The organism is Vibrio sp. NC2 (genome assembly GCF_025195005.1).
GTDB classification, from domain to species: domain Bacteria; phylum Pseudomonadota; class Gammaproteobacteria; order Enterobacterales; family Vibrionaceae; genus Vibrio; species Vibrio splendidus.
This window is the reverse complement of sequence record NZ_JANVFC010000007.1, coordinates 149,272-175,129: the sequence shown is the minus strand read 5'-3', so window position 1 is coordinate 175,129 and position 25,858 is coordinate 149,272. Positions and strand designations below refer to the sequence as shown.

At 44.3% G+C, this 25,858-nt stretch carries 23 protein-coding genes; 12 read left to right on the top strand and 11 right to left on the bottom strand.

Annotated elements, in window-relative coordinates:
• Positions 1 to 170 precede the first annotated feature (170 nt).
• A complete protein-coding gene (locus NX845_RS12000; protein WP_065681688.1) occupies positions 171 to 608 on the top strand; it encodes a Spy/CpxP family protein refolding chaperone in 438 nt (145 codons plus the stop codon).
• 171 nt (positions 609 to 779) lie between these two features.
• Here NX845_RS12000 and NX845_RS11995 read toward each other — a convergent pair whose 3' ends face one another.
• Positions 780 to 2,132, bottom strand: coding sequence for an MATE family efflux transporter (locus NX845_RS11995; protein WP_065681687.1), 1,353 nt, complete (start codon positions 2,130 to 2,132; stop codon positions 780 to 782).
• Between the two features lie 100 nt (positions 2,133 to 2,232).
• Between NX845_RS11995 and NX845_RS11990 the strand changes: the two genes are divergently transcribed.
• Both NX845_RS11990 and NX845_RS11985 read left to right on the top strand, forming a co-directional pair.
• Positions 2,233 to 3,222, top strand: coding sequence for a LysR family transcriptional regulator (locus NX845_RS11990; RefSeq protein WP_065681686.1), 990 nt, complete (start codon positions 2,233 to 2,235; stop codon positions 3,220 to 3,222).
• Between the two features lie 133 nt (positions 3,223 to 3,355).
• The gene (locus tag NX845_RS11985; RefSeq protein WP_065681685.1) at positions 3,356 to 4,483 is read left to right on the top strand and encodes an NAD(P)/FAD-dependent oxidoreductase; all 1,128 of its coding nucleotides are present in this window, start codon (positions 3,356 to 3,358) and stop codon (positions 4,481 to 4,483) included.
• A gap of 117 nt (positions 4,484 to 4,600) precedes the next feature.
• Here the strand turns inward: NX845_RS11985 and NX845_RS11980 are convergent, their stop codons facing one another.
• Entirely contained in the window at positions 4,601 to 6,001 is a 1,401-nt protein-coding gene (locus tag NX845_RS11980; RefSeq protein WP_065681684.1) for an alpha-amylase family protein, read from the bottom strand.
• Between the two features lie 269 nt (positions 6,002 to 6,270).
• Between NX845_RS11980 and NX845_RS11975 the strand changes: the two genes are divergently transcribed.
• A complete protein-coding gene (locus NX845_RS11975) occupies positions 6,271 to 7,170 on the top strand; it encodes a DMT family transporter (protein WP_083994900.1) in 900 nt (299 codons plus the stop codon).
• Positions 7,171 to 7,324: 154 nt separating this feature from the next.
• Here NX845_RS11975 and NX845_RS11970 read toward each other — a convergent pair whose 3' ends face one another.
• Positions 7,325 to 7,744, bottom strand: a complete 420-nt coding sequence (locus NX845_RS11970; RefSeq protein WP_029224260.1) for a VOC family protein — start codon at positions 7,742 to 7,744, stop codon at positions 7,325 to 7,327.
• Positions 7,745 to 8,059: 315 nt separating this feature from the next.
• On the opposite strand from NX845_RS11970, the gene NX845_RS11965 reads away from it, so the two are divergent.
• On the top strand, positions 8,060 to 8,326 hold the full coding sequence (locus NX845_RS11965) for a DUF3081 domain-containing protein (protein ID WP_061022003.1): 267 nt from the start codon (positions 8,060 to 8,062) through the stop codon (positions 8,324 to 8,326).
• A gap of 45 nt (positions 8,327 to 8,371) precedes the next feature.
• Complete coding sequence (locus tag NX845_RS11960; protein WP_065681682.1) at positions 8,372 to 9,007, top strand: CIA30 family protein; 636 nt, start codon at positions 8,372 to 8,374, stop codon at positions 9,005 to 9,007.
• A gap of 113 nt (positions 9,008 to 9,120) precedes the next feature.
• Here NX845_RS11960 and NX845_RS11955 read toward each other — a convergent pair whose 3' ends face one another.
• On the bottom strand, positions 9,121 to 10,146 hold the full coding sequence (locus NX845_RS11955; RefSeq protein ID WP_065681681.1) for a zinc-binding alcohol dehydrogenase family protein: 1,026 nt from the start codon (positions 10,144 to 10,146) through the stop codon (positions 9,121 to 9,123).
• 156 nt (positions 10,147 to 10,302) lie between these two features.
• Positions 10,303 to 11,070 carry a glycine betaine ABC transporter substrate-binding protein gene (locus NX845_RS11950; protein WP_065681680.1) on the bottom strand — a complete coding sequence of 256 codons (768 nt, stop codon included), beginning with the start codon at positions 11,068 to 11,070 and terminating at the stop codon, positions 10,303 to 10,305.
• A gap of 267 nt (positions 11,071 to 11,337) precedes the next feature.
• On the opposite strand from NX845_RS11950, the gene NX845_RS11945 reads away from it, so the two are divergent.
• Entirely contained in the window at positions 11,338 to 12,270 is a 933-nt protein-coding gene (locus NX845_RS11945) for a LysR family transcriptional regulator (protein ID WP_065681679.1), read from the top strand.
• Between the two features lie 156 nt (positions 12,271 to 12,426).
• On the opposite strand, the gene NX845_RS11940 is transcribed toward NX845_RS11945, so the two are convergent.
• Together NX845_RS11940 and NX845_RS11935 are read right to left on the bottom strand one after the other, a co-directional pair.
• Positions 12,427 to 12,816, bottom strand: coding sequence for a hypothetical protein (locus tag NX845_RS11940; RefSeq protein WP_004731720.1), 390 nt, complete (start codon positions 12,814 to 12,816; stop codon positions 12,427 to 12,429).
• Positions 12,817 to 12,986: 170 nt separating this feature from the next.
• On the bottom strand, positions 12,987 to 14,180 hold the full coding sequence (locus NX845_RS11935; RefSeq protein WP_065681678.1) for a benzoate/H(+) symporter BenE family transporter: 1,194 nt from the start codon (positions 14,178 to 14,180) through the stop codon (positions 12,987 to 12,989).
• Positions 14,181 to 14,278: 98 nt separating this feature from the next.
• On the opposite strand from NX845_RS11935, the gene NX845_RS11930 reads away from it, so the two are divergent.
• Positions 14,279 to 14,845, top strand: a complete 567-nt coding sequence (locus NX845_RS11930; RefSeq protein ID WP_065681677.1) for a helix-turn-helix domain-containing protein — start codon at positions 14,279 to 14,281, stop codon at positions 14,843 to 14,845.
• 105 nt (positions 14,846 to 14,950) lie between these two features.
• Here the strand turns inward: NX845_RS11930 and NX845_RS11925 are convergent, their stop codons facing one another.
• A complete protein-coding gene (locus NX845_RS11925) occupies positions 14,951 to 16,000 on the bottom strand; it encodes a cysteine synthase A (RefSeq protein ID WP_065681749.1) in 1,050 nt (349 codons plus the stop codon).
• Between the two features lie 170 nt (positions 16,001 to 16,170).
• Between NX845_RS11925 and NX845_RS11920 the strand changes: the two genes are divergently transcribed.
• Positions 16,171 to 16,386, top strand: coding sequence for a hypothetical protein (locus tag NX845_RS11920; protein WP_004731730.1), 216 nt, complete (start codon positions 16,171 to 16,173; stop codon positions 16,384 to 16,386).
• 199 nt (positions 16,387 to 16,585) lie between these two features.
• On the opposite strand, the gene NX845_RS11915 is transcribed toward NX845_RS11920, so the two are convergent.
• Positions 16,586 to 17,779 (bottom strand): acetate/propionate family kinase, encoded by a 1,194-nt coding sequence (locus NX845_RS11915; RefSeq protein ID WP_017081950.1) that lies wholly within the window; start codon positions 17,777 to 17,779, stop codon positions 16,586 to 16,588.
• Positions 17,780 to 18,544: 765 nt separating this feature from the next.
• Positions 18,545 to 20,650 (bottom strand): DEAD/DEAH box helicase, encoded by a 2,106-nt coding sequence (locus tag NX845_RS11910; RefSeq protein ID WP_017077446.1) that lies wholly within the window; start codon positions 20,648 to 20,650, stop codon positions 18,545 to 18,547.
• A gap of 309 nt (positions 20,651 to 20,959) precedes the next feature.
• Between NX845_RS11910 and rnb the strand changes: the two genes are divergently transcribed.
• Together rnb and NX845_RS11900 are read left to right on the top strand one after the other, a co-directional pair.
• On the top strand, positions 20,960 to 22,966 hold the full coding sequence (rnb, locus tag NX845_RS11905) for an exoribonuclease II (protein ID WP_102575073.1): 2,007 nt from the start codon (positions 20,960 to 20,962) through the stop codon (positions 22,964 to 22,966).
• Between the two features lie 217 nt (positions 22,967 to 23,183).
• A complete protein-coding gene (locus tag NX845_RS11900; protein WP_102575072.1) occupies positions 23,184 to 23,990 on the top strand; it encodes an AraC family transcriptional regulator in 807 nt (268 codons plus the stop codon).
• Positions 23,991 to 24,145: 155 nt separating this feature from the next.
• On the opposite strand, the gene NX845_RS11895 is transcribed toward NX845_RS11900, so the two are convergent.
• Entirely contained in the window at positions 24,146 to 24,508 is a 363-nt protein-coding gene (locus NX845_RS11895) for a DUF3024 domain-containing protein (RefSeq protein ID WP_017077443.1), read from the bottom strand.
• Between the two features lie 309 nt (positions 24,509 to 24,817).
• Here NX845_RS11895 and NX845_RS11890 point away from each other — a divergent pair, with 309 nt between their 5' ends.
• On the top strand, positions 24,818 to 25,633 hold the full coding sequence (locus NX845_RS11890; RefSeq protein ID WP_017087313.1) for a phosphate ABC transporter substrate-binding protein: 816 nt from the start codon (positions 24,818 to 24,820) through the stop codon (positions 25,631 to 25,633).
• Positions 25,634 to 25,858 lie beyond the last annotated feature (225 nt).

Below are 25,858 nucleotides of genomic sequence, written 5' to 3'. Positions count from 1 at the left end.
CTCAGTTTCTGTAAGACCAAGGTCTAACCCACTCTCTACTTACTTGAAGGTACTTATCTGAACGAATTTAAGTGAACATAAATCGTTGAGCACACTTAACTGAACAGCGTGTTCATATCGAGTTCAGCTTCGCCATCTATACTCATGTTTCCACTAACAGGAGAAATTCAATGAAATCACTGAAAAAGTCGCTTTGTGTATTAACTGCTTCAGCTCTACTCGTTACCGCTCCGTTTGTGAGTGCTTCATCACCACAACAACCGCCACAACCCGCAGTGAGCCCACTGCAAATGGTTATTGCTTCTTTAAACCTAAGCGAAGAGCAACACGCGGAAGTCATCTCCCTTGTTGAAGGCTACCAATCTGATAGAACACAGATTGACATGGATAGCGCGATCGAGCTCAAGAAGAGACAGATCAGCCTTGTGACTCAACCTGATTTCAATGAAGCCGAGATGGAAAAGATCATCGACACCGTTCAAGCAACCGAGAAGTCGATGGTGATGCAAGAGATGCGTCTCAAGAACAACATTTATAATGTGTTAACTGAAGAGCAGAAAGAGCAGTTCAAAACCATGATGAAGTCTGCGCTCTCTGGTGGAAAGTAGTCTGGTGGAAAATAGTTTGGCAATAAATCGTCTGGTAGACAATAGCTGCCCCTAATTCTGATATTGATTCTTCCCATCTCCCCCAGAAAAGGGATAATCTGAATAGACAACAAAAAGCCGCTGTCATTATGATGACTGCGGCTTTTTTGTGTTCAGTACACCATTAGCAAATCACGTATAAGCATGATTCGACAAATCTGGAGATTGGTTGTTCTTTTGAATGACACGCATCAATTGGATAAGCAGCAGAATACCTGTCACGCCCAAACCAACGCCGATTCCACCCCAGATCCCTGCCAATTCAAATTTTGGCATCAAATACCAAGCGGCAGGTAGGCCAAATATCCAGTAACCGATAGCAGTCATCACCGTTGGCATGGAGACAATCTTCATCCCTCTCAACAAGTTAATCGCCAATAGTTGCCAAGCATCAACAATAAAGCACAACGCCACTACCCAGATAACAGAAGCCAATAGTGAAGTCATCGCACCCGTGCCATCGTCCAGCTTAAAGATAGACGCGATCATTTCCGGCCATATGATGAACACGGCAGACAACGCAACGCTCAACACCGACACCAAGATAAAGCTGAGAATCGAGGTTCTTTTGATACCTTCGTAGTTTCCCGCACCGAAATCACGCCCCACCAAAATCGCCGCAGCTTGTGAGAAACCGAAATTGAAGTTCCAAGTAAAGCTTAAGCATTGCAGTAGAATTTGGTGTAAGGCTAGCGAAGCAATACTGATCGTTCCCGCCATCAAGGTGCCGCCGTAAATGAGGCCATGCTCAAGCAATGCTGCTAGTCCGATAGGTAAACCCATCATTAAAAGCGGGCTCATCAACTTGATTGAATACTCTTCTGTGTTTAACCAAGGGGCGAACTGCTTGAATTCGTCACGCTTGAATACCCAAACTGTGTATCCAACCATCACGATAAATGCCGCGATAGCCGTACCTAGCCCTAAACCCGTTAAGCCCATGTCTAATTGGAAGGTTAAGAAGTAGCTGACTGGCACATTCAGAATTACGGTGATAATAGACATCACAAGAATGGAGCGCACATTGCCAAACGCACTGGTTAAGCCGCGAAGCACCAATAAGATAAGCGAAGGCAACATCACCCACTTCAAGGCGTGTACATATTCCATGGCTAAAGTGATCACTTCTGGCGGCTGTTTGGCTGCTTCTAATACCAACGGAGCAAACCAGAAGCTGGCCATTAAGGTCACGCTGAGCACGAATGCCAACATGGTTGCGCCTTTCACAGCCAATCTAATTTGCGTATTACCAAATTCTGGGCGTGCGACGCGCTGACCATAAGCAATCGCGATCAGGTTCGCGACACAACCCACGGTGCTGCTCGCAATAATGAAGATGAAAAAGTAGATAGAGGCGCCTAAGCCACCAGCCGCAAGGGCTGACACGCTGATTCGCGACATCATCCAAACATCTGTAAGGACTAAAGCCATGGATATCAGCTGTGAAATGATCAAAGGGAATGCAAGAGTAAGTATTTTTTTCATGAGCGCCTCAGGTAATTTCGCCCAAAATACGATCGATGAGGCTGGCGTTCAATTGATAAATTTGCGACTCTAACATTCCATAAACTCATGCGAACGAATTATGACCCCATATCCTAGCTTGCCATCCTCACATAATGGCTTAAAAGCGTTTGAAGCTGCTGCAAGGCTGATGAGCTTTACTCTGGCTGCCGAAGAGCTGCATGTGACACAAAGTGCAATCAGCCGACAGATCAAACAGCTTGAAGATGAGTTAAACGCATCACTGGTTATTCGTAAGCATCGAGCGATTGAATTAACGGTACAAGGTCATGATTTGTATGTAGCTTTGCGAGAAAGCTACGGCAATATCGAAGCTGTCATCGCCTCTTGGAGTGAGCCCAAGCAGAAACGTATTGTGATCAAAGCGACCTTGAGTTTCGCGACGCGAGTATTAATCTCTAAAGTCAGGGAATTAAACGAGCGTTATCAAGATCATGAGATCGTCATTGTTCCTGTAATTGAAGAAGACGAATCGATTAATAGTAGTGAGTATGATCTACTGATCTTCCACACGCGCTTCAAAAAGCGCTATGACAAGGCACCTGACATCACCTTCTTGCGTGAAGAGTTCATGGCGCCGGTCTGCTCGACTAGCTTAACGAATTCTGCCAATTTAACTAATTCGACCAACTTAACGAGTAAAGACACCGACCTCGATTCGATCTTAACCATGCCACGGTTGCACCCGACCTTAGATCATCACGACTGGAAAGTGTGGTTGGCCGATGTTGAATTCCCACCAAAGAAACCCGTCAGAAATACCAGTTTCTTGTCTTTAGATATGGCACTCAGTGCCTGTTTATCCGGTGAAGGGGTTACGGTCACGGATTTATTGTTAGTACAACAAGATCTCCAACGAGGCTTCTTGTACTGCCCTAAGAATGCAAAGATCCAACACAGTGCGTGGACTTACTTCATGCACCAGCGTACTCACACGCCTATCATCAATGACCTTATTGAATGGCTTAGGGAAGAGACAGCAAAAGAGATCGAGTTGCTTAAATCACTATCCCATCAGAACCATTGGTTTGGTGTTATTCAAGATTATTAGGGGATCGATGCCTCATTTTTTAAAACTGCATTAACCTTATAATTTATAACGTTTATTTATCGATTCGAATGACCTATCTTACGCCCTATGAACCAGTACACAGATATTGGCATCTTATTCTTAGGAGAAAGTCATGGAACAACAACAACAACGTCTAAAAGTCGCAATTATTGGTGCGGGGCTGAATGGCTTGGCACTTGCATTATCATTGCGTAAATTTGGTATTAAAGCTCGAACATACGAAAAAGCAGCACAACCACGTGCTGACGGTACTGGCATCATTATGTGGCCAGAAGGCATGCAAGTACTTGCGGCACTGGTTGGTGTCGATAAAGTCAAAGCTGCGTGCAACCAAGTCGATACCATCTCGACATTAACGGCGACAGGGTTGCCCATCAACACACTTAATATGAGTGACTCTCCGAGTAAAGCTAACGCGCCAATTGGTTTATTTCACCGCAGCCGTTTATACCAACTGCTATTAAATGAGCTAGGAGATGACTGCATCGACACTAACCAAACCTGCACTGTTGTTCAAAACGACGATGAGCCGCAGATTCTGATCAATGACGAACCCATTGATGCGGATATTATTGTGGGTGCCGACGGCGTGTTCTCTCAAGTGAGAAAGTTTGTCGCGCCTGATGTGTCGTTAAGACAACCGAACGTCTATTGTTGCCGTGGTGAGATTGATTTCAAAGCACCTGAAATCAGCGATGATGAGTGTTATGTTTTTGCGGGTGATAAATCTCGTATCGTAACCTACACCTACGACCGAGAAACCCAAGGTAAATACTGGTTTGCCGCGTGTGCCGTTCAAGAAGGTGAAACGCTGTCTAAACAAACCGTGTTAGAGCAATTCTCTCACTACCCGAGCTATTTACTGGATATGATTCGAGATACACCTGAATCGAAGATCTTGCCTTCTCCACTCACCGATGTCGCCCCATTTGATAATTGGTATCGCGGCAATGCTGTTCTACTGGGAGATTCTTGTTGCGCTGTGCTGCCGACCATGGGTATCGGTTTCAGCTTGGGCATCGAGAACGCTTACGTATTGGCACAAAGCATTGCCTCTAATTTTGAAGGTACAGAGCAAGCATTCAAACGCTATCAGCAGCGTGCTCAGCAACGTTCGCATGAACTACAAAACATCACACACCGACTGAGTGAGTTGACTTACAAAGACGAGTTCAACCCAATCGAAGTAGCGGAGCTTTACCAACAGTTCGCCATTGCCAATAGTCGTTCGCCTTTCTAAACATTTGGCTCGTAAAAACGCGCCAGTTGCAAACGACTCGTTTACAAAACAATAAGCCGCAGCAAATACTGCGGCTTATTCTATCTACCCGTGATGTTTCACTTTATTGAGCAAACATTAAAGCTTAAACATACGCGCACTGCGTGGCGGTAAGTTGAAGGTGTGGTAACGAGAAGTCACGGTTTCTGTCGCGCTGCTTAATACGTCTTTGTATTGAACATTCCAATTGAATTCATGTTGGTAGGTATCAACCGTCACGCCACGGGTTTCGCCACACTTGTTAATACCAACAACGCCTTCTTTGCCACGCTTAAACAACAAAGTACATTGGTCGCTCGAGATCATCGTCATTGATTTACCTTGCATCGCGTTATGGAAGCTCAGCATATTCTTCATATTCGAGCTATTCCAAACATTGCCCCAACGACCGTTATCCTTGTCTTCAGAATCCGGTAGGTCATCGCTGTAGATCAACGGCGTACCGCCATCTTTGCCAAGGATGTAAGCGTAAGCAAGCTGTTCGTCTTGTGGATCCATAATTTGGTAACGGAAACCGTTATTGGTTGGAATATCATGTGTGATCGCAAAAGTAATTGAGCGATTGTCATCCAATGCTTGGCCGTACGCTTTAGGATCATGCAGTTGATTCAAACCACCGCCCATTGAGAATGCCGAGCGAATCGACGTAAACAGCGGGAAATCGTACGCGGAGTGATTAGTATTATTCAGGTACGGCGCTAAGAATGACTCATAGCCGCTGTTTCCTGATCCACCGCTGGTAATAACTTCACCGAACACATGCATGTTCGCAGTAATTTCAGACGTGAATACCTGATCGATTTGGTACTGGCTCATGTGTTTTACCGCATCAATACGGAAACCTTTGATCCCCATATCTTTTAGCGCTTTCAGATATAAACGTTGCTGTGAAACCACCCAGTTATTCGGATCGAGATCAGGCAAGCCTACATCGCCATCGGCACCACACAAACGCCAGTACTGAACGTGACCAGGATCGTTCCAATCTGAAATACAGCCTGCGGCATGGAAATCGTTAGCCGAGACAAAACCTTGCGCTAAGCTGCCAAACAGAGTCTGATCAGCATAGTAATTTGAACGGCTCGCATAATCGTTTAGCACTTCAGTGCCTGGGTAATCCAAGTCACTTCGCTTCCAGCTTTCATTCGCCATATGGTTCAACACCACATCGGCATACACATCAACACCCACACCTTTGAGTGCGGCAATCATTGCGGCTAAATCTTGTTTGTTGCCTAAAGGTGAATCAATGGTACGCAGATCTTGAGGTTGGTAACGCGCCCACCATTGGCTGCCGCTAGACTTCATCGCAGGTGCAACAAGCACCTTCTTATAGCCAGCTTGTGCAATTTGATCGGCGTTGGCCGTTACGTCCGAATACTTCCAATTGAAAGCATGCAAAATAGTGTCAGCATAAGTGGCTGAGCTAAAAGAACAAACGGCAAGTGCGGATATGAGTAGGGTATTGATTGGTTTCATAGAACATATCTCTCATTATAAATTCACAAGAATGATATGAATAAGAACGACAATTAAAACGACGGATAAATCAGAGTTGAATTAGCGTCACCTTCTGTTGATGCTGATTTTATAAAACTGAGCTATCGCCGATGTTATGCGGGATGAGTTTTGAACAGAACTGAAATGAGAATTAATTGAATCAAGTTGACCAGAACAGGACAAAGACTTTGGTCGGCTCTTCTAAACTACGTTATGATTCCTTTTCCCCTCAACCAATTGATATTTTTATGCCTTCTTTCTCTTTTTCACTGATCCCTGTAGGGGTTCGGTTCATGATCCTTTCTGCTTTTGGATTCGCACTGATGTCAGCTTGTGTGAAATACGTTAGCAATTACGGCATACCTGTATTTGAAATTGTTGCAGCAAGGGCTTTGGTGTCGTTGATCATCAGTTATATCGATGTGAAGCGCAAACGTATTTCTATTTGGGGCAACAACAAACCTCTGTTGTTTGTTCGTGGCGCTATTGGTACCGCAGCCTTGATGTGTGTTTACTACGCTGTAACCACTCTTCCGTTAGCAGAAGCAACCATTCTGCAATACGTGCATCCCGTATTTACTGCGTTACTTGGCGTACTGTTCCTGAAAGAACGCGTCCAAAAGTCGACCATGATATGCATTGTATTCTGCCTAGCGGGATTATCGGTAATGGTACAGCCAAGCATGAACAGCGGCGCGAGCAGCGAGTTGCCGCTATTCAGTATTATGCTAGCGTTGTGTGGCGCGTTTGGTAGCTCAATTGCTTATGTGATTGTAAGAAAGCTTAGCCAAACGGAAGACAGCTCGGTGATCATCTTCTACTTCCCACTGGTCGCTCTGCCAATATCGACCGCCCTGATCTGGAACGACTTTGTATGGCCTAGCCTTTTCTTAACCATGATGCTGGTTCTGGTCGGTATTTTCACTCAGATCGGCCAATATGGTTTGACCAAAGCAATGCAAACCCAAGCAGCAGGTAAAGCTTCAGCTTACTCATACGTTCAGATCGTATTCTCAGCACTATTAGGTGTTTGGGTGTTCAATGAGATTCCATCAGTTTGGACCTACCTAGGTGGTGGCCTTATTGTGACGGGTGCTCTTATCAATGTGTTTGGCAAACAACTGTTGGTGCCGTTTAGAGCTAAGTAGATAGCCAAATAACAGAGCTGAATACCATTTAGCTAATCAGCGATTAAATAGATCTAAAAAGGGCATTGCGGATTATTCCACAATGCCCTTTTCTATAAATGCTCTAGCGCGTTTTCATTCAGCTAACCAACTTTAATAAAGCGGCGTATTACGGCTAGCTTGTAGCGTTACGTAGTTTTGGATCGTCACTCAAATACTCAACGAACTCGATTTCAAAACCGGCCGGATCCACAAAATAGACGTTTTTACGATAAGGTTCTTCGGCACCGGGTTTGGCAATTGGGAAGCCTGCATCAACAAGCCGCTTGGTTACGCTTTCGATATTATTGGTCACATAAGCGAAGTGTGCGAGGCCAACCGAATGCCCTGCCAAATCTCTATTTTCACCTTCACCGTGATCACTTATTGCTATGTATTGGTACTCGTCGCCAAAATGCAGCCAGTTACGTGGCTTACCTGACCACTCCCCTTTTCCCTCGTCACGGACATACCAATGAGGGAACGCCGCTTTATAGAAAACCAGCATTTCTGGGATGTCTTTTACCACTAAATTCACATGTTCAAGTTGGATCATTCTTCTCTCCTTAAAGTATTCTCGTAAGCAACGTTGCATATCCTAATACCTCAAGTTAAGTTGAGGTAAAGGGTTAATTTACGTTTATTTTAGAGAACGTTTTTTAGAGCCCAAATTGTTCTGCTTTGACTACATACAAACTTTAAGTTTAGACGACTTAATCTAATGTGGCTTCCTTGCCTCCTACAAAGCGGCCCAATGAAATGGCTCTCGTGTATCTAGGTCCCCACTGTGATCGTAATGCAGAACCAAACCGTATTTAATTCGAATACAAGCACTTAGCATTTTTCATCGACTGCGCAGCGGGAGTGGTACATGGACAATAGAATCACCATTTTAGAGTTTCTCAGAGTGTTCGATAGCATTCGCTCCTCTGGTAAGCAGTTGGATAGTAAATATCAATTGGGCGAGATGGTAGCGTGGCACGATTACGATGGTTACACCTGTTGGTTGAGCTATCGAGACGTTACGGTGACCCTGATGTTCCACGGTTCATTGAAGATCGAATACGACAAGGCGTCGAACTATGAAGACTTCATCAATCGTTGTTTAGCTATGCTTGAAACTGAACCCTCTCCTTAAACTATCCATAGCTATCAGTAAACAACGCAAAACCTATGGGGAGCAGTGGAGAAAAAGATGAACGGAACCAAATGTAAAACGCGGTTACCCCTTAGGTTAACCACACCTTTATTCCTTCTACTCAGCCTACATTCGTTAAGTCTTAAGGCAGATGCAACAGGGACAAACATGATCGACTTTACACAAGCTAGTGAGCATCAAAACTGGACAGTGACCAACGACAATGTAATGGGCGGCATCTCAACAGGCGAGCTCATTTATCTTGATAATATGAGTCGATTTAGGGGCGAGCTATCATTAGAAAACAATGGGGGGTTCAGTTCTGTAAAGCGCTCCATTGAATCACCTACCCATGAAATAGATAGCGTAGAACTAGTATTCGTTGGTGATGGTCGCACCTACCAACTGAGGTTCACAACATCGAAGGATGGCAATCGAGTTCAATACAAACACGATTTCGATACCATTAAGGGAAAGCAGTTTAACAAGGCGTTCCACTTCGATGATTTTCAAGCGGTGTTCAGAGGTCGGCTACTGAGCGATGCGCCGGAACTTAAGGCACAGGACATCAAACAAATCGGCTTTTTGATTGCAGACAAACAGCCCTCGTTTTTTGATCTAGACCTAATACAGCTTCACTTCAAAACATCGAAATCTATCACATCACCAGAAGCTGACTAAACTGAAAACAAACAAAAGCCCCTGATACCTTTTGACTAGCAATCAGATATCAGGGGCTTCTTCTATTTAAACCGTCAACAATTCAAAACAACGGCGGATTAAAACATCAGCAATTAGTATTTGATAGCTGTTTTACCAATCGAGGTACTACTTTCAATACGTTGGTGTGCATCTTTAATTGTATCCACACTAAAGCCATTTAGGGTCGTGGTCAGCGTCGATTTAATACGGCCCGCATCAATCAGATTCGCGGCTTGGAATAAGATGTCTTGCTGCTTCTGGATATCTTCAGTGTTAAACAATGAACGCGTGAACATCAGCTCCCAAACAAAGCCTGCTGATTTGCCTTGCAGCGCTGATAAGTCAATGCCACCGTCAAATTCAACAATCGAACTGATCATGCCTTGCGGTGCGATCAATTCAACCATCGCATCCCAGTGCCCTTTTGTATCCGCAACATTGAAAATGTAGTCGACATGTTGAATGCCTTGCTCTCGCACAGACTCGACAAGGTTACGGTGGTTCACCACATGATCCGCCCCCATATCCCTTACCCACTGCTCCGTTGCAGGTCTTGAAGCTGTTGCGATAACATTTAAGTTGGTCAGCTGCTTAGCCAGTTGAATCGTAATTGAACCTACACCGCCTGCTCCACCAATGATCAGGATAGACTTTTTCTCTTCAGGACGAACACGCAGGCGGTCAAACAACGCTTCCCATGCAGTTAGTGTTGCTAGTGGCATAACGGCTGCAGCTTCATCAGAAAGGCTCTTCGGCGCTTTAGCGGTAATACGGTAGTCCACAGCTTGGAATTCTGCGTTAGCACCCATACGTGTTACGTCACCCGCATAGTACACACGGTCACCGACTTCGAAGCCTTCAACGTCAGCACCTTTACCAACAACTTCACCGACTGCGTCATAGCCCAGCACTTTTGGCTGCTCAAGAGTTTTGTCTTTGGCATTACGAATACGAATTTTTGCATCAGCAGGGTTGATAGAAGTCGCACTCACTTTTACCAGCAAGTCATTATTTTTTAGTTCTGGCAGGCTCGTTTCAAACTCAAATAAACTGTCTTGCTCTGTAATCGCAAGTGATTGAGTAAATCCGATAGCTTTCATTTTTGATGGTACTGACATGGTGCTTTCTCCTTGAATTAGACGAGTTAATCTTAGTCAATTCTCATTCTAGATAAACCGCCTAATATTTGAATGATTCTCAAATAATTTTTGATAGTGGTGTTACCGCTATCTGGGTAATGCAGACATCTAACTGCATTGCCAACGGCTTAGAGGTTAAATCAGGCCTTTCTCAATCAACCAATCATGTGTCACTTGATCTTGTGTTTTACCTTCACGGCAAACTTTGTAATCCAGCTCTGCGATGATGTCGTTCGAGAAACGTAGGGAATCCAACTTCTGAATCTGTTGTTCGCTGAACAGGTGCTTCTTGTTATCTCTTAAAAGAAGTACTGCTCTATCAACAATTCCGAGTAAGCCTTTTGGCTCTTTGAGCTCACGAACATCGTAACGATAGTGCAAAAACTGAGGTTTCCACAGTGGCACTACCACCCACTCTTTGTTTGCGACCGCACTTTCAAAGGCACTGAAACAATCGTCTTCACTGCCAGGAAAGAACTGGTAGCCGGCATCGCTCAGGCCATAGTCTTTCATCATCTGGATAGAGAAGCGTGTGATGCCAGCGCCGGGGTTGATACCTTGGATGGTCGAGTTCATTTTCTTGACCACTTCGGCTTTTAATAAATCAAAGACTTCAGAAACCGCCGCTTCAGGCACATAGTCTGGTACGCCCCACAAGGCATAAGGTTCATAATGAAGCCCAAGCTCGATAAGCGGCTCAACTTCTTCAACATCCGCTTTGTAGATACCGTGACTTGATGGCAACCACGCAGAAGAAAGCAAATCCACTTGGCCTGTTTTCAGCTTTTCAAAGTTCTCCTGATGTGGAGAGAAAATGCGCTCTACCTCAAAGCCCATGGCTTTCAATACATTGGCAACCAATGATGCGGTCGTACGGTGGAACGACAAATCCGTTACACCCATTATGATTTTCTTAGTCATCTTGTCCCCCTAGATCGTAGGCTTCGTTCATACAGTGTGTACTGCGCTACGTTGTCGATAGGGGAAATGATAGTGAGAAAATCACTAATGAAAAACAGCCTCATATTTGAATTATTATCAAATTAATTTTGACAATTAAATGTTTGAAGCTAACTTAGAAGCGGTAAGTAGAGATCACCCATTTGCAGATTGTGATGGGGAAATATCCCAACGCCATGTTTAGAACATAATTCAATACAGGTAGATAATATGCTTCTTGAAGACTTACAGGTCATTTTGAAAGTGGCGGAGTTTCGCAGTATCACCGCTGCAGCCACCAACCTCGATATGCGTACTGCCACAGCAAGTGCTGCCGTCAAACGTGTTGAAGCTGCACTGGGGGCGGAATTATTTGTAAGAACCACGCGCCACCTAAGGCTCTCTTCAGCAGGCGAACGCTATTTACCTGAGTGTGAACAAGCCTTAAAAATGTTGGAGCAAGCGAAACTCAACATGAGAGAAGAGCTTGGTATTGTTGACGGTGAAATTCGCATCGCGCTTTCTTCTGATCTAGGGCGAAACCTAATCACACCTTGGCTTGATGAGTTTTTATTGGAATATCCTAACGCCGCACTACGTACTAGCATCAGCGATAGCAATATCGATTTTTACCGTGATTCTGTTGATATGGCGTTGCGTTATGGCTCCCCGACTGATGCCAACATGTATGGCTTTAAAATCTGCGATGTACCCAGAATATTGTGTGCGGCCCCTGAATACTTGGCTGAAATGGGGACACCAAAACACCCGAGTGACTTGACTCAACACAATGGTTTGCTCTACCAACTTCATGACATATTGCAAGACGAGTGGATATTCAACGATGGCACTCAAGATCATAAAGTGAAACTAAAAGGGAACCGCGCTTCGAACGACGCTGACCTTGTAAGACGTTGGTGTATCGCGGGTAAAGGAGTGGCAATAAAATCTTGTCTAGACATGTCTCCTCATCTGCTTTCAGGCGAAGTGGTTAAAGTCATGCCTGAATTTAAACCAACACCTACAGAGTTGTGGTTAGTGTGTCCAAGTCGTCAATCCATCACCCCTACTGTGCGTCTACTGAGAGATTTATTCAGAGAGAAGACCGCAGAGATCCTTTCGCAACTGAGCGAACAAGGCATTATAGAAAGCAAAACATCATAGGATCTAATGCAGCTTAAAGATAAGAAACAGAGAGACAAAAAAGGCGTTGGCGAACTTCAATTCGCTAACGCCTTTCATCATCAGAACATCATAGCTGCATGATGAACCTACTGACTTTATTACAAGTACTTGGTTTAATAACCTTAATACAAGAGTTTAGTTTGACTCGTCTTCAACAACGTCACAACCTGCACAGCACTGAAGAGCAATTTCATGTTCGAAGGTGATGGTGTCTTCGCCTTCTTCCAGTAGCTCTGCGATTTCATCCGCGACTTCTTTCTCATCATCCGCTTCAATTTCGCTTGCTAGCTCTTCTTCTGAATAACCGAAGAAGTTAAGCAATAGGTACTCACGAGCTTCCTCTTTAGTACATACCACGTTTGCTGAAAGATCAGGTGTAATCTCACCTTGCGCAAGCGTCGCTGTCAGTTGAGCTATAGCATCCTCTTTCATCGCAGGCGTTAACCAACCAAGATCAGTACTTACCGTCGTTTTTTTACAGTCGAAGCAAGGCAGTTGATGAAAATAGTATTGAAAGGTAGTCATAAGTAATTTCTTCTTTAAATGTTGTATAGCGAGATTATGCGCGTTTTGTAGCAAAATACTATCTCAATCACAACCTAAGGCTGGTTCGGGCTGAGTATTTTTACCAAGCACAAAGCACCATGATGACTACTGATAAATTTAAGGCCTCGTTCACTAGGGACATCATCTCATTACGACGAAGTTTGCGAAGTCTTGTTTGCTCCACGCGACTTAGCTTTGTAATTGTGTAACCAGCAACAAAACAACCCGATGCACAGACCCCAAAATGCGCTACCGATTCCCAGTAAATTGGTCCCAGAAGCAGTGAATAAGAAAGTAAGCAGTGCGGGTTCTCGGTAATGACTGTCTGCCATTGATACCGCAAGGCAATTCATCAATGTCGGCATCACCGCTAAGCCAGCAACCGCAATGACAATCTCAGAGGGTACGGCGCTAAACAGCGACACAAATGACATCCCCATCACACCAGCTAACAAGTAAAACCCGCCCATACAGATCCCCGCCATATAACGTGTCTTTGGATTACTATCCGCATTCGGGCCCATGCAAATAGCGCCCGTAATCGCTGCAAGGTTATACGCAAAACCACCAAACGGTGCGAAGATCAAACCTGTCACCCCGGTGGTGGTAATGATCTTCGATGAATCGACTTGGTATCCGTTCGCTTTTAGAACCGCAAATCCCGGTAAGTTCTGTGAAGCCATCGTCACTATAAATAATGGAATTCCCACACTGAACAACGAAAAGAACTCAAAATCGGGCGTGATGAACACTGGGGTCGTTAATCCCATAGTCACCTGACTAACATCGAGTTTGCCAAACCCCACACACATGACCAATGCGATGATGAAAATGCTTGGGATCAGTAAATTTCCTAACCGCGCTTTCGCCAGAATAAATACGGCGAGCATGACCGTTACGACTTGTGCCTCTTCCATTAGCGACGTGAACAAACCCAAACCGAATTGCAATAGAATCCCCGCGAGCATCGCTGAGGCAATCGATGTTGGGATCTGTTTTAGGACTTTCTCAAATATCCCCGCCAATCCAACTAACGTGATCAACATCGAACTGAACAAAAACACGGCTACTGCCTGATTCATTGTCAGCCCTTCAAGAGATGTGATTAACAACGCTGCTCCAGGCGTCGACCACGCTGTAACCACAGGCTTCTTGTAATGAAACGAGAGCAGTATTGTGGTCATCCCCATGCCAATTCCCAACGCCCAAAACCATGACGCCACTTGTTCTTCAGTTGCTCCAGCACTCATTGCCGCTTGGAAAATAATCGCCGCGGCGCTCGCATAACCAATGAAAACCGCGATAAAGCCGGTACTGACGTGAGAAAATTTTAGCTTAGTCATGTTAATCTCTTTCTGTGTGCGTTATAACGTCCATAGACCAAACCTAGCACTGTGCGCTATAACGCACAACTTATTTATAAAAAAATTGTAGAGAAAATATGCAACCAGAAATTAAAGTTGGCGTTAACTTGAAACGCCTTCGCCAAGAAAAAGGCTGGAGCTTAGACAAAACAGCGAAAGAAACTGGCGTGAGTAAAGCAATGCTAGGACAAATTGAACGTGGAGAATCCAGCCCGACAGTCGCTAAGCTCTGGCAGATAGCTTCTGGGTTCGAGGTGTCACTTTCGAGCTTTATCGCGGCTAGCCCAAACAGTGAACTGACGAGTTTATTCAGAGACGCAAACGAACTAAGACACGAGGAATACAACATTGGCTTTTTCGTCAGTTTGTTGTTTCCTTTTGAGGAAGCACTAGGATTTGAAATATTCGAACTCACCCTAGCACCCGATTACCAGCATGAATCTGCCCCACATAACGCAGGTGTCACTGAGCACATCTTATGCATTTCGGGAGAGATGGAAGTGATGTTTGATGGTGAGTGGCATACGTTACGAGCAGGGCAAGCCGTTCGCTTCAATGCTAACCAAAACCATGGCTACAAAAATATCGGTGTAGACAATGCCGTATTTCATAATGTGATTCACTACCCTAATAATAAGCAATAGTGCCGGATTTGGTGATAACGGCTATAACCGGATGTTTAGCGCTAACGGATGTCCATCGCTAACGAAAGAGCAGGCATCCCACTGGCTAGTATTCACTGAGAACGACTATACGTTGACGACCATGCTGCCATCTTCTGCTTGATAACGAGCCCATAGTTGAGAAAGGTTTTCTTTATTAAGCTGTATCTCTTTTTCTTTCAGAAACGCTTCGTTGTGCAGCTTCGAATACGAACGCTCAGCAAGGTCACAGCTAAATGTAACGATGGTTTTCCCTTTCCCCATTCTAGCCGCAGCGTATAGCGCACCTGCTACGTTCAACGACGAACTGCTTCCTAGAAGAATACCGTCATGTTCCGCAACAAGGCGGGATATCGTCACCAAATCCTGATCGGGCAACGTGATTGCACGATTGATTTTTGCCTGCCTGAAGTTTTCAACCGTTCGCATGATCCCTATGCCCTCCGTGAACGAGCTTCCTGTGGATTGATACTGTCCATTACGGAGAAACGAATAAATGCCAGACCCATTTGGGTCAACCAACCAAGTTTCGAGATTGGGTTGCTGCTCAGATAGATAGTGTGAGTTTCCGGCAATGGTTCCACCAGTCCCCACCACTGAAACCAGAGCATCAATATTCCCCTGTGTTTGCTGCCAGATCTCAGGTCCAGTATTTAAATAGTGCGCTCGATAATTACTGAGATTTTCAAACTGATCTGCCCACCAATAATTCTCATTTTCGACACCAATCCGCTTAGCCGTGTGGTAAAAATGTTCAGGGTTTGCAAAAGGACAAGGGTCGACCAATAACAGTTCAGCGTTATAAAGCGAGATCATGCGCTCTTTCTCTTGTGCCTGCCCTTTTGGCATCACCACCAACATTTTGTAACCAAAGGATTTAGCCACCAGAGCAAGGCCGATCCCCGTATTTCCTGCGGTACCTTCAACGATTGTCATTCCCGGCTTAAGCTTACCGGCTTCTACTGCATCCATAACCAACTGAAGTGCCGCTCTATCTTTAATCGAGCCACCGGGGTTCTGGTGTTCGCACTTAATAAGAATCTCACAACCTGATATCTCTGAAAGGCTGTTGATTCTAACAAGATCGGTATCGCCGATGAGTTCACTGAGATTGTTTGCAATGTGGGCAGATGACATCGCGACTCCATTTATTTGTTGAGGATGAGTTTGTTGATCGATTGAGCTGTCGATGATCATAAGCGTAGCTCTGAGGTCTGCTTAGTCAAGGAGTGGCGGAATTGAAAAGACTCTCATTTTCCAAATAACAATTATAATTAGGGGTGATCGAATAGACTGAGGGTAAAAAAATGTTTCTAAAAGAGAAAAAGAGCGGTGACCTCGTAGATGTAACTGAAATGACCAAATTAACCAACTTATTTCAGGACAGTATCGAAGGTCGGTTTCAAGCTGGCGAAGAACAGCAAGACCCTGAGATGTTTAAAAAGTCCGAACTGGTTTTTATGTCAGGTGAAGAGTTACCTCGATGCTGGACAGATCCAAACTACCGCTCAGAGGTTAAATAACCTTAACTCTTCCTGAGTACCAAGTGAGTTGTAATTGAAATTCTGTTCTAAAAGCGTTTGACGATGGCCATGTGGACTATAATGGCATAGTTAATTTGGCCCCCTGTTAAAGCGTTCAGACGCATCTTTACTAGACACAAAAAAGCGAGCCACTTGGGCTCGCTTTTCAATATTTGTCTTGCTTAGACTTTAGCTTCGATTACAGAAGTTCTACCGACTGTTGAGCAATAACGAACTCTTCGTTAGTTGGGATAACCATTGCTACAGCGTCTAGCATTTCTGATTTAGCGATGATGCCTTCAGCGCCAAAACGAGCGGCTTCATTGCCTGCTACATCTTCAACAAAACCAAGAATCTTAAGGTTGTTTAAGATCTCACGACGAATTGGTAGAGAGTTCTCACCGATACCACCTGTGAAGATGATGCCGTCTAAAGAATCTAGCGTTGCAAGGTAAGAAGCAACGTATTTGGCTACGCGGTAAGTAAACACCTCAAACGCAAGCTTAGCGCCTTCATGGCCCTCTTCCATTGCTTCTAAGATGCCACGAGCATCGCTCGTAAGACCAGACACGCCAAGGAAGCCAGACTCCTTGTTTAGAGAGTTAAATACTTGCTCTTGTGACCAACCTTTCTTAAGTAGGTATTCGATGATACCTGGGTCTAAGTCACCACAACGTGTGCCCATCATAAGACCAGAAAGCGGTGTAAAGCCCATTGAAGTATCAACACTGTTACCGTCTTTGATAGCACATACAGAAGCACCGTTACCTAAGTGAACAGAGATGAAGCTCGATTCTTCTACTGGCTTGTTGACCATTTTCGCAGCTTCACGGCTAACGAAGTAGTGGCTCGTACCGTGGAAACCGTAACGACGAACGCCAAAGTCTGTGTATAGCTCTTTTGCGATTGCACCTGTAAATGCACGTTGTGGCATTGTTTGGTGGAAAGCAGTATCAAACACAGCGAACTGAGGTAGAGAAGGGAAAGCTTCAATCGCAGCACGGATACCGATAGCACCTGCTGGGTTATGAAGTGGAGCTAAGTCAGATAGGCTTTCAATCTCACTCGTTACTTCTTCAGTAATACGAACGGTTTGAGTGAACTTCTCACCGCCGTGAACGATACGGTGACCGATTGCCACGATATCCGCCGTGAAGCCTAAGTCTTCCATCAGACCAACCAATTTGCCAATGGCAATTTTGTGGTGGTTACCCTCGCCTTGAATAGCAATTTCTGTTTTCTGACCTTGATGCTTCCAGCTCATGCGAGCATCTTCAAGACCAAAACACTCCCCTAAGCCACTTAATACTGCGTCACCAGAAACAGAATCGATGACAGCAAATTTAAGGGAAGAACTACCCGAGTTAATAACCAGAACAAACGAATTAGACATTGGATATGGATCCTGTTTCAGTACGAATTTAGTGAAGTTTGCGCTTCAATTTTAGTTAAGTCTATTATTCAATAATTTTTGAATCTTTCAACTTTTGTTTTGCAAAAACCACCAAATGAACACAAATAAGTTGATCTTAGTCATCAATTCATTTCTTTCGAGAACGAAAATTAAAAAATAGTTGAATTAGATAAAGTAAATGCACTTATGAAACTGATAGGTTCATACAAACCACATTCAGAGCAAAGTCATCTCGGATTGAAATCTGATCCAAGAGACCAATTCATAAATTGAGCCCATAAAGCCAAAAAACAAGCTAGCGTTCTACGCTGCGACTTAAAAAATACAGCACGACACTTAAATATAGAGCTGTTGGTTGCCAATACCCGCTAATAGACTTTAAGGCGTTTAACTTCGCCTCAGCACTATAAATAGATCACTTATTTGGTTCGAAAGGTTGAACAGCTCTTACCTCAAAATCCATTTTCATTTTTCATTATAGCTGTGCATTTCTTTTGCTAGACAGCGAACGACTCCCATATCCCCTGACTAAATACCCTAAACAACGCTTTAAGCACATGTGAGTGTGAGTGCCATGTGATACGAGGCACTATCTTAAACGGGGCTTAGAACGTGCTACAGGCGTGAAGAATAAAATAGCAGGCACAAAAAAGCCGAGCATTATGCTCGGCTTTTAAATTCACTGTTTAAGCTATTCGTCTTTAAGCACTTGGCTTGTAAGCTTCAGCTTAAGCTAAAGGTTGATTAACCTTCGCTGCGCTCTGGACGACGACCGCGGTTGCCGCCATTGCCTGCTGCTGCGCTGCCATGGCCACGTTCGCCACGGTGGTTACCACGGTGATCACCACCACGGTTACGGTCAAAGCGACGTTCGCCATCACGACCACCAGCAGAGTTACCATCACGACCGCCAGCTGGGCTACCATCACGGTTGCCACGGTAGCCACCACGACCGCCATTGCCACCTTCACGGTTACCACCTTCGCGATTACCGCCTTCACGGTTACCACGATAGCCGCCGCCATCACGACCGCCACGACCGCCATCACGACCGCCACGGTTGCCATCACGACCGCCGCCGCCACGACGAGGCTCACGGAAGTCGTTGAAATCAACAACTACAGCGCCAGCTTCTTTTTGACGAATGCGAAGTTTGCTTAACTTACCAGTAGTTTCAGAGTTCATTGCTTTTGGAAGCTGAACGTAAGTAGAACCTTGGTCTAGCTTGATAGCACCGATAGAACCTTTAGTTAGGCCAAGTTCGTTTGCTAGTGCGCCAACGATATCTTTAACCTGAACACCTTGCTCACGGCCAACTTGTAGTTGGTAAGTATCCCAGTCTTGCGTATTGAAGTTACGACCACCACCGTCACGGCCATTGTCACGATCTTCACGACGATCTTTACGACGGTTCTTATCACGCTCAATAGCAGCGATCATTGGGTCTTCGCCAACGTAGAATAGTGGGCTCTTACCTTGCTGACGCTTAAGAAGCATTGCAGCTAGAGTAGCAGCATCAACTTCTAGAGATTCTTGTAGTGTCGAGATTAAACCTGCGAAGTTTTCTAGAGCTTTGCTCTCTTTCTCAGTTTCAAGCTCAGCACCAAGCTTAGCAACACGTGCAGCAGCAACTTCGTCACGTTGTGGAAGTTGGATTTCTTCCATTTGAGACTTAGTTACACGCTCGATTGTGCGAAGCATACGGATTTGGTTAGTACGAACTAGTAGGATCGCTTTACCTTTACGTCCAGCACGGCCTGTACGACCAATACGGTGGATGTAAGATTCAACATCGAATGGGATGTCGTAGTTAAATACGTGAGTGATACGTGGAACATCAAGACCACGTGCTACAACGTCAGTTGCAACTAGGATATCGATAACACCTTGTTTGATGTGATCAACAGTGCGCTCACGTAGAGACTGAGGAATATCACCGTGCAATGCAGCAGCTTTGAAGCCACGTGCAGATAGCCAATCAGCTAGACGCTCAGTGTCTTGACGAGTACGTACGAATACGATTGACGCGTCAGTTTCTTCAGTTTCAAGAAGACGAGACATTGCTTCGTCTTTCTCTACGCCTTTAACAACCCAGTAATTCTGCGCTACTTTATCAACCGTGTGGTTAGTACCAGCAACGTCAACTCGTGCAGGGTTACGTAGGTAACGGTCAACAATAGTCTTAACCATTGGAGGCATAGTTGCAGAGAAAAGTACACGTTGTGCAGATTCTGGAGCTTGCTCAAGGATCCAAGTAACGTCATCTACGAAACCCATTTTTAGCATTTCATCTGCTTCATCAAGAACAAATGTATGTGCTTCATCTAGGTGTAGACGGTCACGAGTTAGTAAGTCTTTAACACGACCTGGAGTACCAACAACAATGTGAGCACCGCGGCTTAGAGCACGCATTTGGTCAACAATTGAAGCACCACCGTAGATTTCAAGAACTTTAAGACCGTTGATGTCACGACCTAAGTTTTTGATTTCCGCAGCAACTTGAATCGCTAGCTCACGAGTAGGAGCCATGATGATTGCTTGTGGTTTGTGTTGGTTCAGGTTGATTTTGTTAAGTAAAGGCAGAGAGAATGCTGCTGTTTTACCAGTACCAGTCTGTGCTTTACCTAGTGCGTCACGGCCTTCAAGAAGAAGAGGAATAGCTGCTGCTTGGATTGGAGTCGGAGAAACGAAACCCATGCTATCAAGAGCTGAAAGAATGTTATCGTTAAGGGCTAATTCATTAAATTGAATTACAGATTCGGACATTGGGATCCCACTATATATAAGTAAACAAAAGGTCCCGGGAGCTCTATCAATTCCAATACTGATCCAATCAGATACTGATTCCATTCAGAGTTACGAAGCAGTAATAAAACACTTCAAGCCATTAGGGACGTCTAAGGGAGGCGGATTATTCCCTAAATGCATAAAAAAATCCAGAAAAAATTGAAATACATCACATATTTTTCGCTTTTACATCAATACTGGTTATCATATCGTCAAAACTTGATGAATATCTCGTCACAGCACCCATCTTCTAGCAAATTGACCTAGTTAAATAAGAGGGCAATTAATTAACGCTCACTTCGCCTTTAAGTAGTAATCAAGCCTCGCAATGATTATAGTGTGCTCAATTGTCCTCGATAGATAAAAGTCAAAATGTTTCAAGATAATCCTCTACTCGCTCAACTCAAACAGCAAATCCAAGAAACCCTCCCTAAAAAGGAAGGTACAATCAAAGCCACTGAAAAAGGGTTTGGTTTTCTCGAAGTCGATAACAAGACCAGCTTCTTCATTCCACCTCCATACATGAAGAAATGTGTACACGGTGACAAGGTAATTGCCATCATTCGCACCGAGAAAGATCGCGAAGTAGCAGAGCCTGAGGAATTGATTGAACAAGGCCTTACTCGTTTTATTGCACGAGTGAAGTTGTTTAAAGGTCGTTTGAACGTTGTTCCAGATCACCCACAACTGAAAAAGCTGCAACTTAAAGCGAAAGCAAAAAAGGGGCTAAACCCTGAAACGCTAAAAGAAGGCGACTGGGTTGTTGCCCATATCATTCAACACCCGTTAAAAGGTGACAACGGATTCTTGGCTCAAATCTCTGAAAAAATCACAGATGCTGACGACAAGATCGCACCTTGGTGGGTAACGCTTGCACAAAACGACCTACCAAACAGCGAACCTGAAGGCATTGACGACTGGCAGATCAAAGACGACGCTGATCTTGAACGTATCGACATGACTCACGTTCCTTTTGTGACTATCGATGGCGAAAGCACAAAAGATATGGACGATGCGCTTTACGCTAAGAAGAAAGAGAACGGTGATTTTGAGCTAACTATTGCGATTGCTGATCCTACCGCTTACATCTCTCCAGATGATGCGATGGATAAAGTGGCTCGTGAGCGCGGTTTCACTATTTACCTTCCAGGTCGTAACATTCCTATGTTACCTCGTGATCTGGCTGACAACTTATGTTCACTAATAGAGAACGAAGTTCGCCCGGCACTTTGTTGCACAGTAACAGTATCTAAAGAGGGTGTTATCGGTGATGACATTAACTTCTTCGCTGCGAACATCAAATCTCACGCTCGTCTTGCTTACGACCACGTATCAGACTGGCTAGAAACCGGTGTATCAAACAAATGGCAACCATCAGAAGAGATCGCTGCGATTGTTTCTGACCTTCACCAATTTGCACAAGCACGTTCAGCATGGCGCTCAACAAACGCTGTTGTATTCCCAGACCGCCCTGACTACCGCTTTGAGCTTAGCGAAGATAACGATGTTGTCGCTATCCACGCAGACATGCGTCGCACTGCAAACAAGTTGGTTGAAGAGTCTATGATCAGCGCGAACATCTGTGCAGGCCGAGTACTAAAAGAAAGCTTTAACCAAGGTGTCTTTAACTGTCACTCTGGTTTTAAAGCTGAGAAATTAACAGACGTTCTGGAGCTGGTTAACCCAGAAGCAGAAACACCGTTTACAGAAGAGCAGATCGTATCTCTAGAAGGCTTCGCAACTCTGCGCCGTTGGTTAGGCTCTCTAGACAACAGCTACTACGACAACCGTATTCGTAAATTCCAAGCGTACAGCGAGATTAGCAATGAACCTGCGCCACATTACGCGATGGGTTTAGACATTTACGCGACGTGGACTTCTCCAATTCGTAAATACGGTGACATGATTAACCACCGTATGCTTAAAGCACACATCTTAGGTAAAGCGCCAATTCAAACACCAGACGAAACTATTGGTGATGAACTTGCCCTGCACCGCCGTCACCACGGTATGGCTGAGCGCAATGTTGGCGATTGGTTGTACGCTCGTACTCTAGCAAACGCTCCTGTAGAAGAGACTCGCTTCCAAGCAGAGATCTTCGACATTAACCGTGCTGGTATGCGTGTGCGTCTGCTTGAGAATGGTGCAGCTGCATTTATCCCTGGCTCTCTCATTATTGATAATAAAGAGAGAATAGAGTGCAACGGTGATATGGGTACTGTATCTATCGATAAAGAAATGGTATACAAACTGGGAGACGTTTTAGAAGTAGTTCTCTTCGAAGTTAATCAGGAAAACCGTAACTTAGTAGCAAAACCTACTCAAGTATTTGCGGACTTGCCTAGCGAGCCTGAAACGACAAACGAAACCGAAGCTTAAGAACTTTAACGGTTACGGCTTTCAAGGTTACGGCTTTCAAGGTTACGGCTTTCAAGGTCAAAGCTTGCAAGGTTAGAGCTTTCAAGGTCAAAAGCTTCAAAGGTTCACTTCTAAAGGCGCTAATTATTAGCGCCTTTTTTGTAAATGTCTCATGCTTAAACAATACTTAAAAAAATAATCAATAAGCAATCAGTTTACAACGTCAAAGAAGCGCACTATGTCATCAATCACAGTTACTCAATTCAGAAATTTCATTCCCAGGAAACGGGAACGTTACCCCGCCTCTAAAAACGGTATTTTCATCGTTTCTAAAGGCAGTATTTCTTTCGTGCTACCTGATGGGACTGAAGCCTCATTGCAAACCGGAGATTTTACTCTTTACAATTCTGGTCAGATTAAAGACATCACCGTTGACACTGAGAATGGCGAATTCAGCGCAACCTGTATAGATTTTGATTTAGCTATTTTTCAGAAATTCATTAATCAGTTTAGCGACCTAGAACCCACTCGAGTCCCAGATAAATACATTAAGTTTAATCAAACTGATACCGAAATCTGCCAATTGAAAGAACTCATCATGTCGCTCGTTCATTCATCGACTCAGAATGACTACGCACTCACTCAATTAGGTTTAGGTTTGCTCTCTCTAATGGTCGAGCAGCACCCTGCTCTGTTAGTTATTATTGCCCGAGCGTCAAGGTTAACCGTGACGCAAAAGGTCATTCATTACATTGAACAGAACATTGAAAATAATATCTCACTCGATACCCTAGCCAGCTATATGGGGATGTCACCAGCCACACTTAAGCGCCGTTTATCGGCTGAAGACCTTTCATTTTCAAATCTATTAAAGATAAAGCGAATCGCCCACGCAGCGACACAGCTCAGAACATCGAATAAATCTATTACTCAAATCGCTTATGAATCTGGATTTAAAAGCGCGGCACACTTCAGTACAGCCTTTAAAACCTATCATGGCAAGACTCCAAAAGACTTCCGCTCTTTGGTTGCACAGTCTTATTAGCTGCATAATCTTATTGGCTGTACTGTCTTATTGGTTGAACAGTCTTAGAAAGTGCAGGGACAGGTAAAAGTATAAATCTGAAATGTGTTGATTGGAATTTACGAAGGTCGTTCGTTTTTGGTATCAAACCACCAGCGAACGCCTAAGTAAAATTGTCACGACCAGAAGTAAGATTTAGGGTCTTTTTCTATTTCAGCCAAAATAGCATCAAGATCCTTGGATTGAGGAAGGTAAGGGTAAGGTCCCCAATTGACAGAGTCGGTTTCCGCATTATCTTCAAGTGGCACCATCACCACCCAGCAAGATAACGACTCATCAAAGGTAACGCAGGCGATCTCGTTGGTATAATCACTATGAGATGAGTCGAGTAGATAATGCGCCTGAGAAAACAGCACACCACCCTCACACTCTTCATAAAGGGATTTGCCTAGCTCTACAGGTAAACTACGATTTCGTGAAGTACAGAGCCTCTCAGCTCCAATTAAAAGACGATTCAGTTCTATATGAATAACGGACATAACACCCCTTGTAACTTCATAGAAACTTCTAAGTAGTGAATTCCTCTACTTAGCTTAGGACTCAACGATCATTTTAGCGAACAAGTGCAAACAAAATACCCGCCCTGCTCCCAGAAACGAATCCTTCTTCAGTAAACACATTCTAAAAGGGTAAAGCCGTCTAAATTTCATTAACCAGTGCCATTTTGGCAGCCAGACTGTCTTTCACTCACCAGATTAACTGCTATAACGTATCCGTATAGAATTTCACAAAAGTGTCATATAACCGACCTATCATAGCCAACAAATGTTATTAACTAGGAGTTGTTTATGTTACGAGTCGCGCTTGCCTCTCTTTTATCCTTAGCCCTGTCTTCTCAAGCTGCTTTAGCACAAGAAACCACTATTTCGGGCTCCACTTCAGTATCACGAGTGATGGATGTATTAGCTGAGGAGTACAACAAGACTCACCCTGATAACTATATTGCGGTTCAGGGCATCGGTTCTACAGCGGGTATTACCATGGTTAACAAAGGTGTCTCTGATATCGGTATGAGCTCGCGTTATTTAACCGACCGCGAACAGGACGAAAAATTGAAGGTGTTTCCAATTGCCTTTGACGGCCTAGCTGTCGTAACTAACCGCTCAAACGCTGTAAGCAACGTTACACGTGAGCAGCTATTCGATATCTACAAAGGCAAAATTACGAACTGGAAAGCCGTGGGTGGTGCGGATCAGCCTATCGCAGTTGTAACTCGCGAAGCGTCTTCTGGTTCACGCTATAGCTTCGAAAGCTTGCTTGGTTTAACGAAAATCATTAATGACCGTCTGGTTTCTGACATCAACCCAAATAACTTGGTTGTAAACAGCAACAGCATGGTTAAAACGATTGTTAACCATAACCCACACGCGATTGGATTTATCTCTGTAGGTTCGATCGACCGTTCGATTAAAGCCATTACATTTGAAGGCGTAGAGCCAACATCTAAGAACATTGCTAACCACAGCTATGAATTGGCTCGCCCATTCTTGTTGCTACACAAAACTGAATCAGTTTCTGACGAGAGCAAAGATTTCATCAAGTTCGTGAAGTCAAAGCAAGGGCAAGATCTTATCGAAGAGTACGGCTACACGCGTATTAAGTAGCTTACTGCGTCTAAACTAACTAACCGCGTATTAATTAGCAAAACACGCATTAAGTAGTTACACACGTACTAAATAGCGACATACACATTAAGTCAGCAAAGGCTTTTCGTGATGTTGTTACCAACGCTAGAGATGTCGATTTGATACGACACAAACAAAAAAAGAGAGAGCCTTAAGCTCTCTCTTTTTTTGAATCTATAATCTTCGCTTAAAAGCAGTTCCACT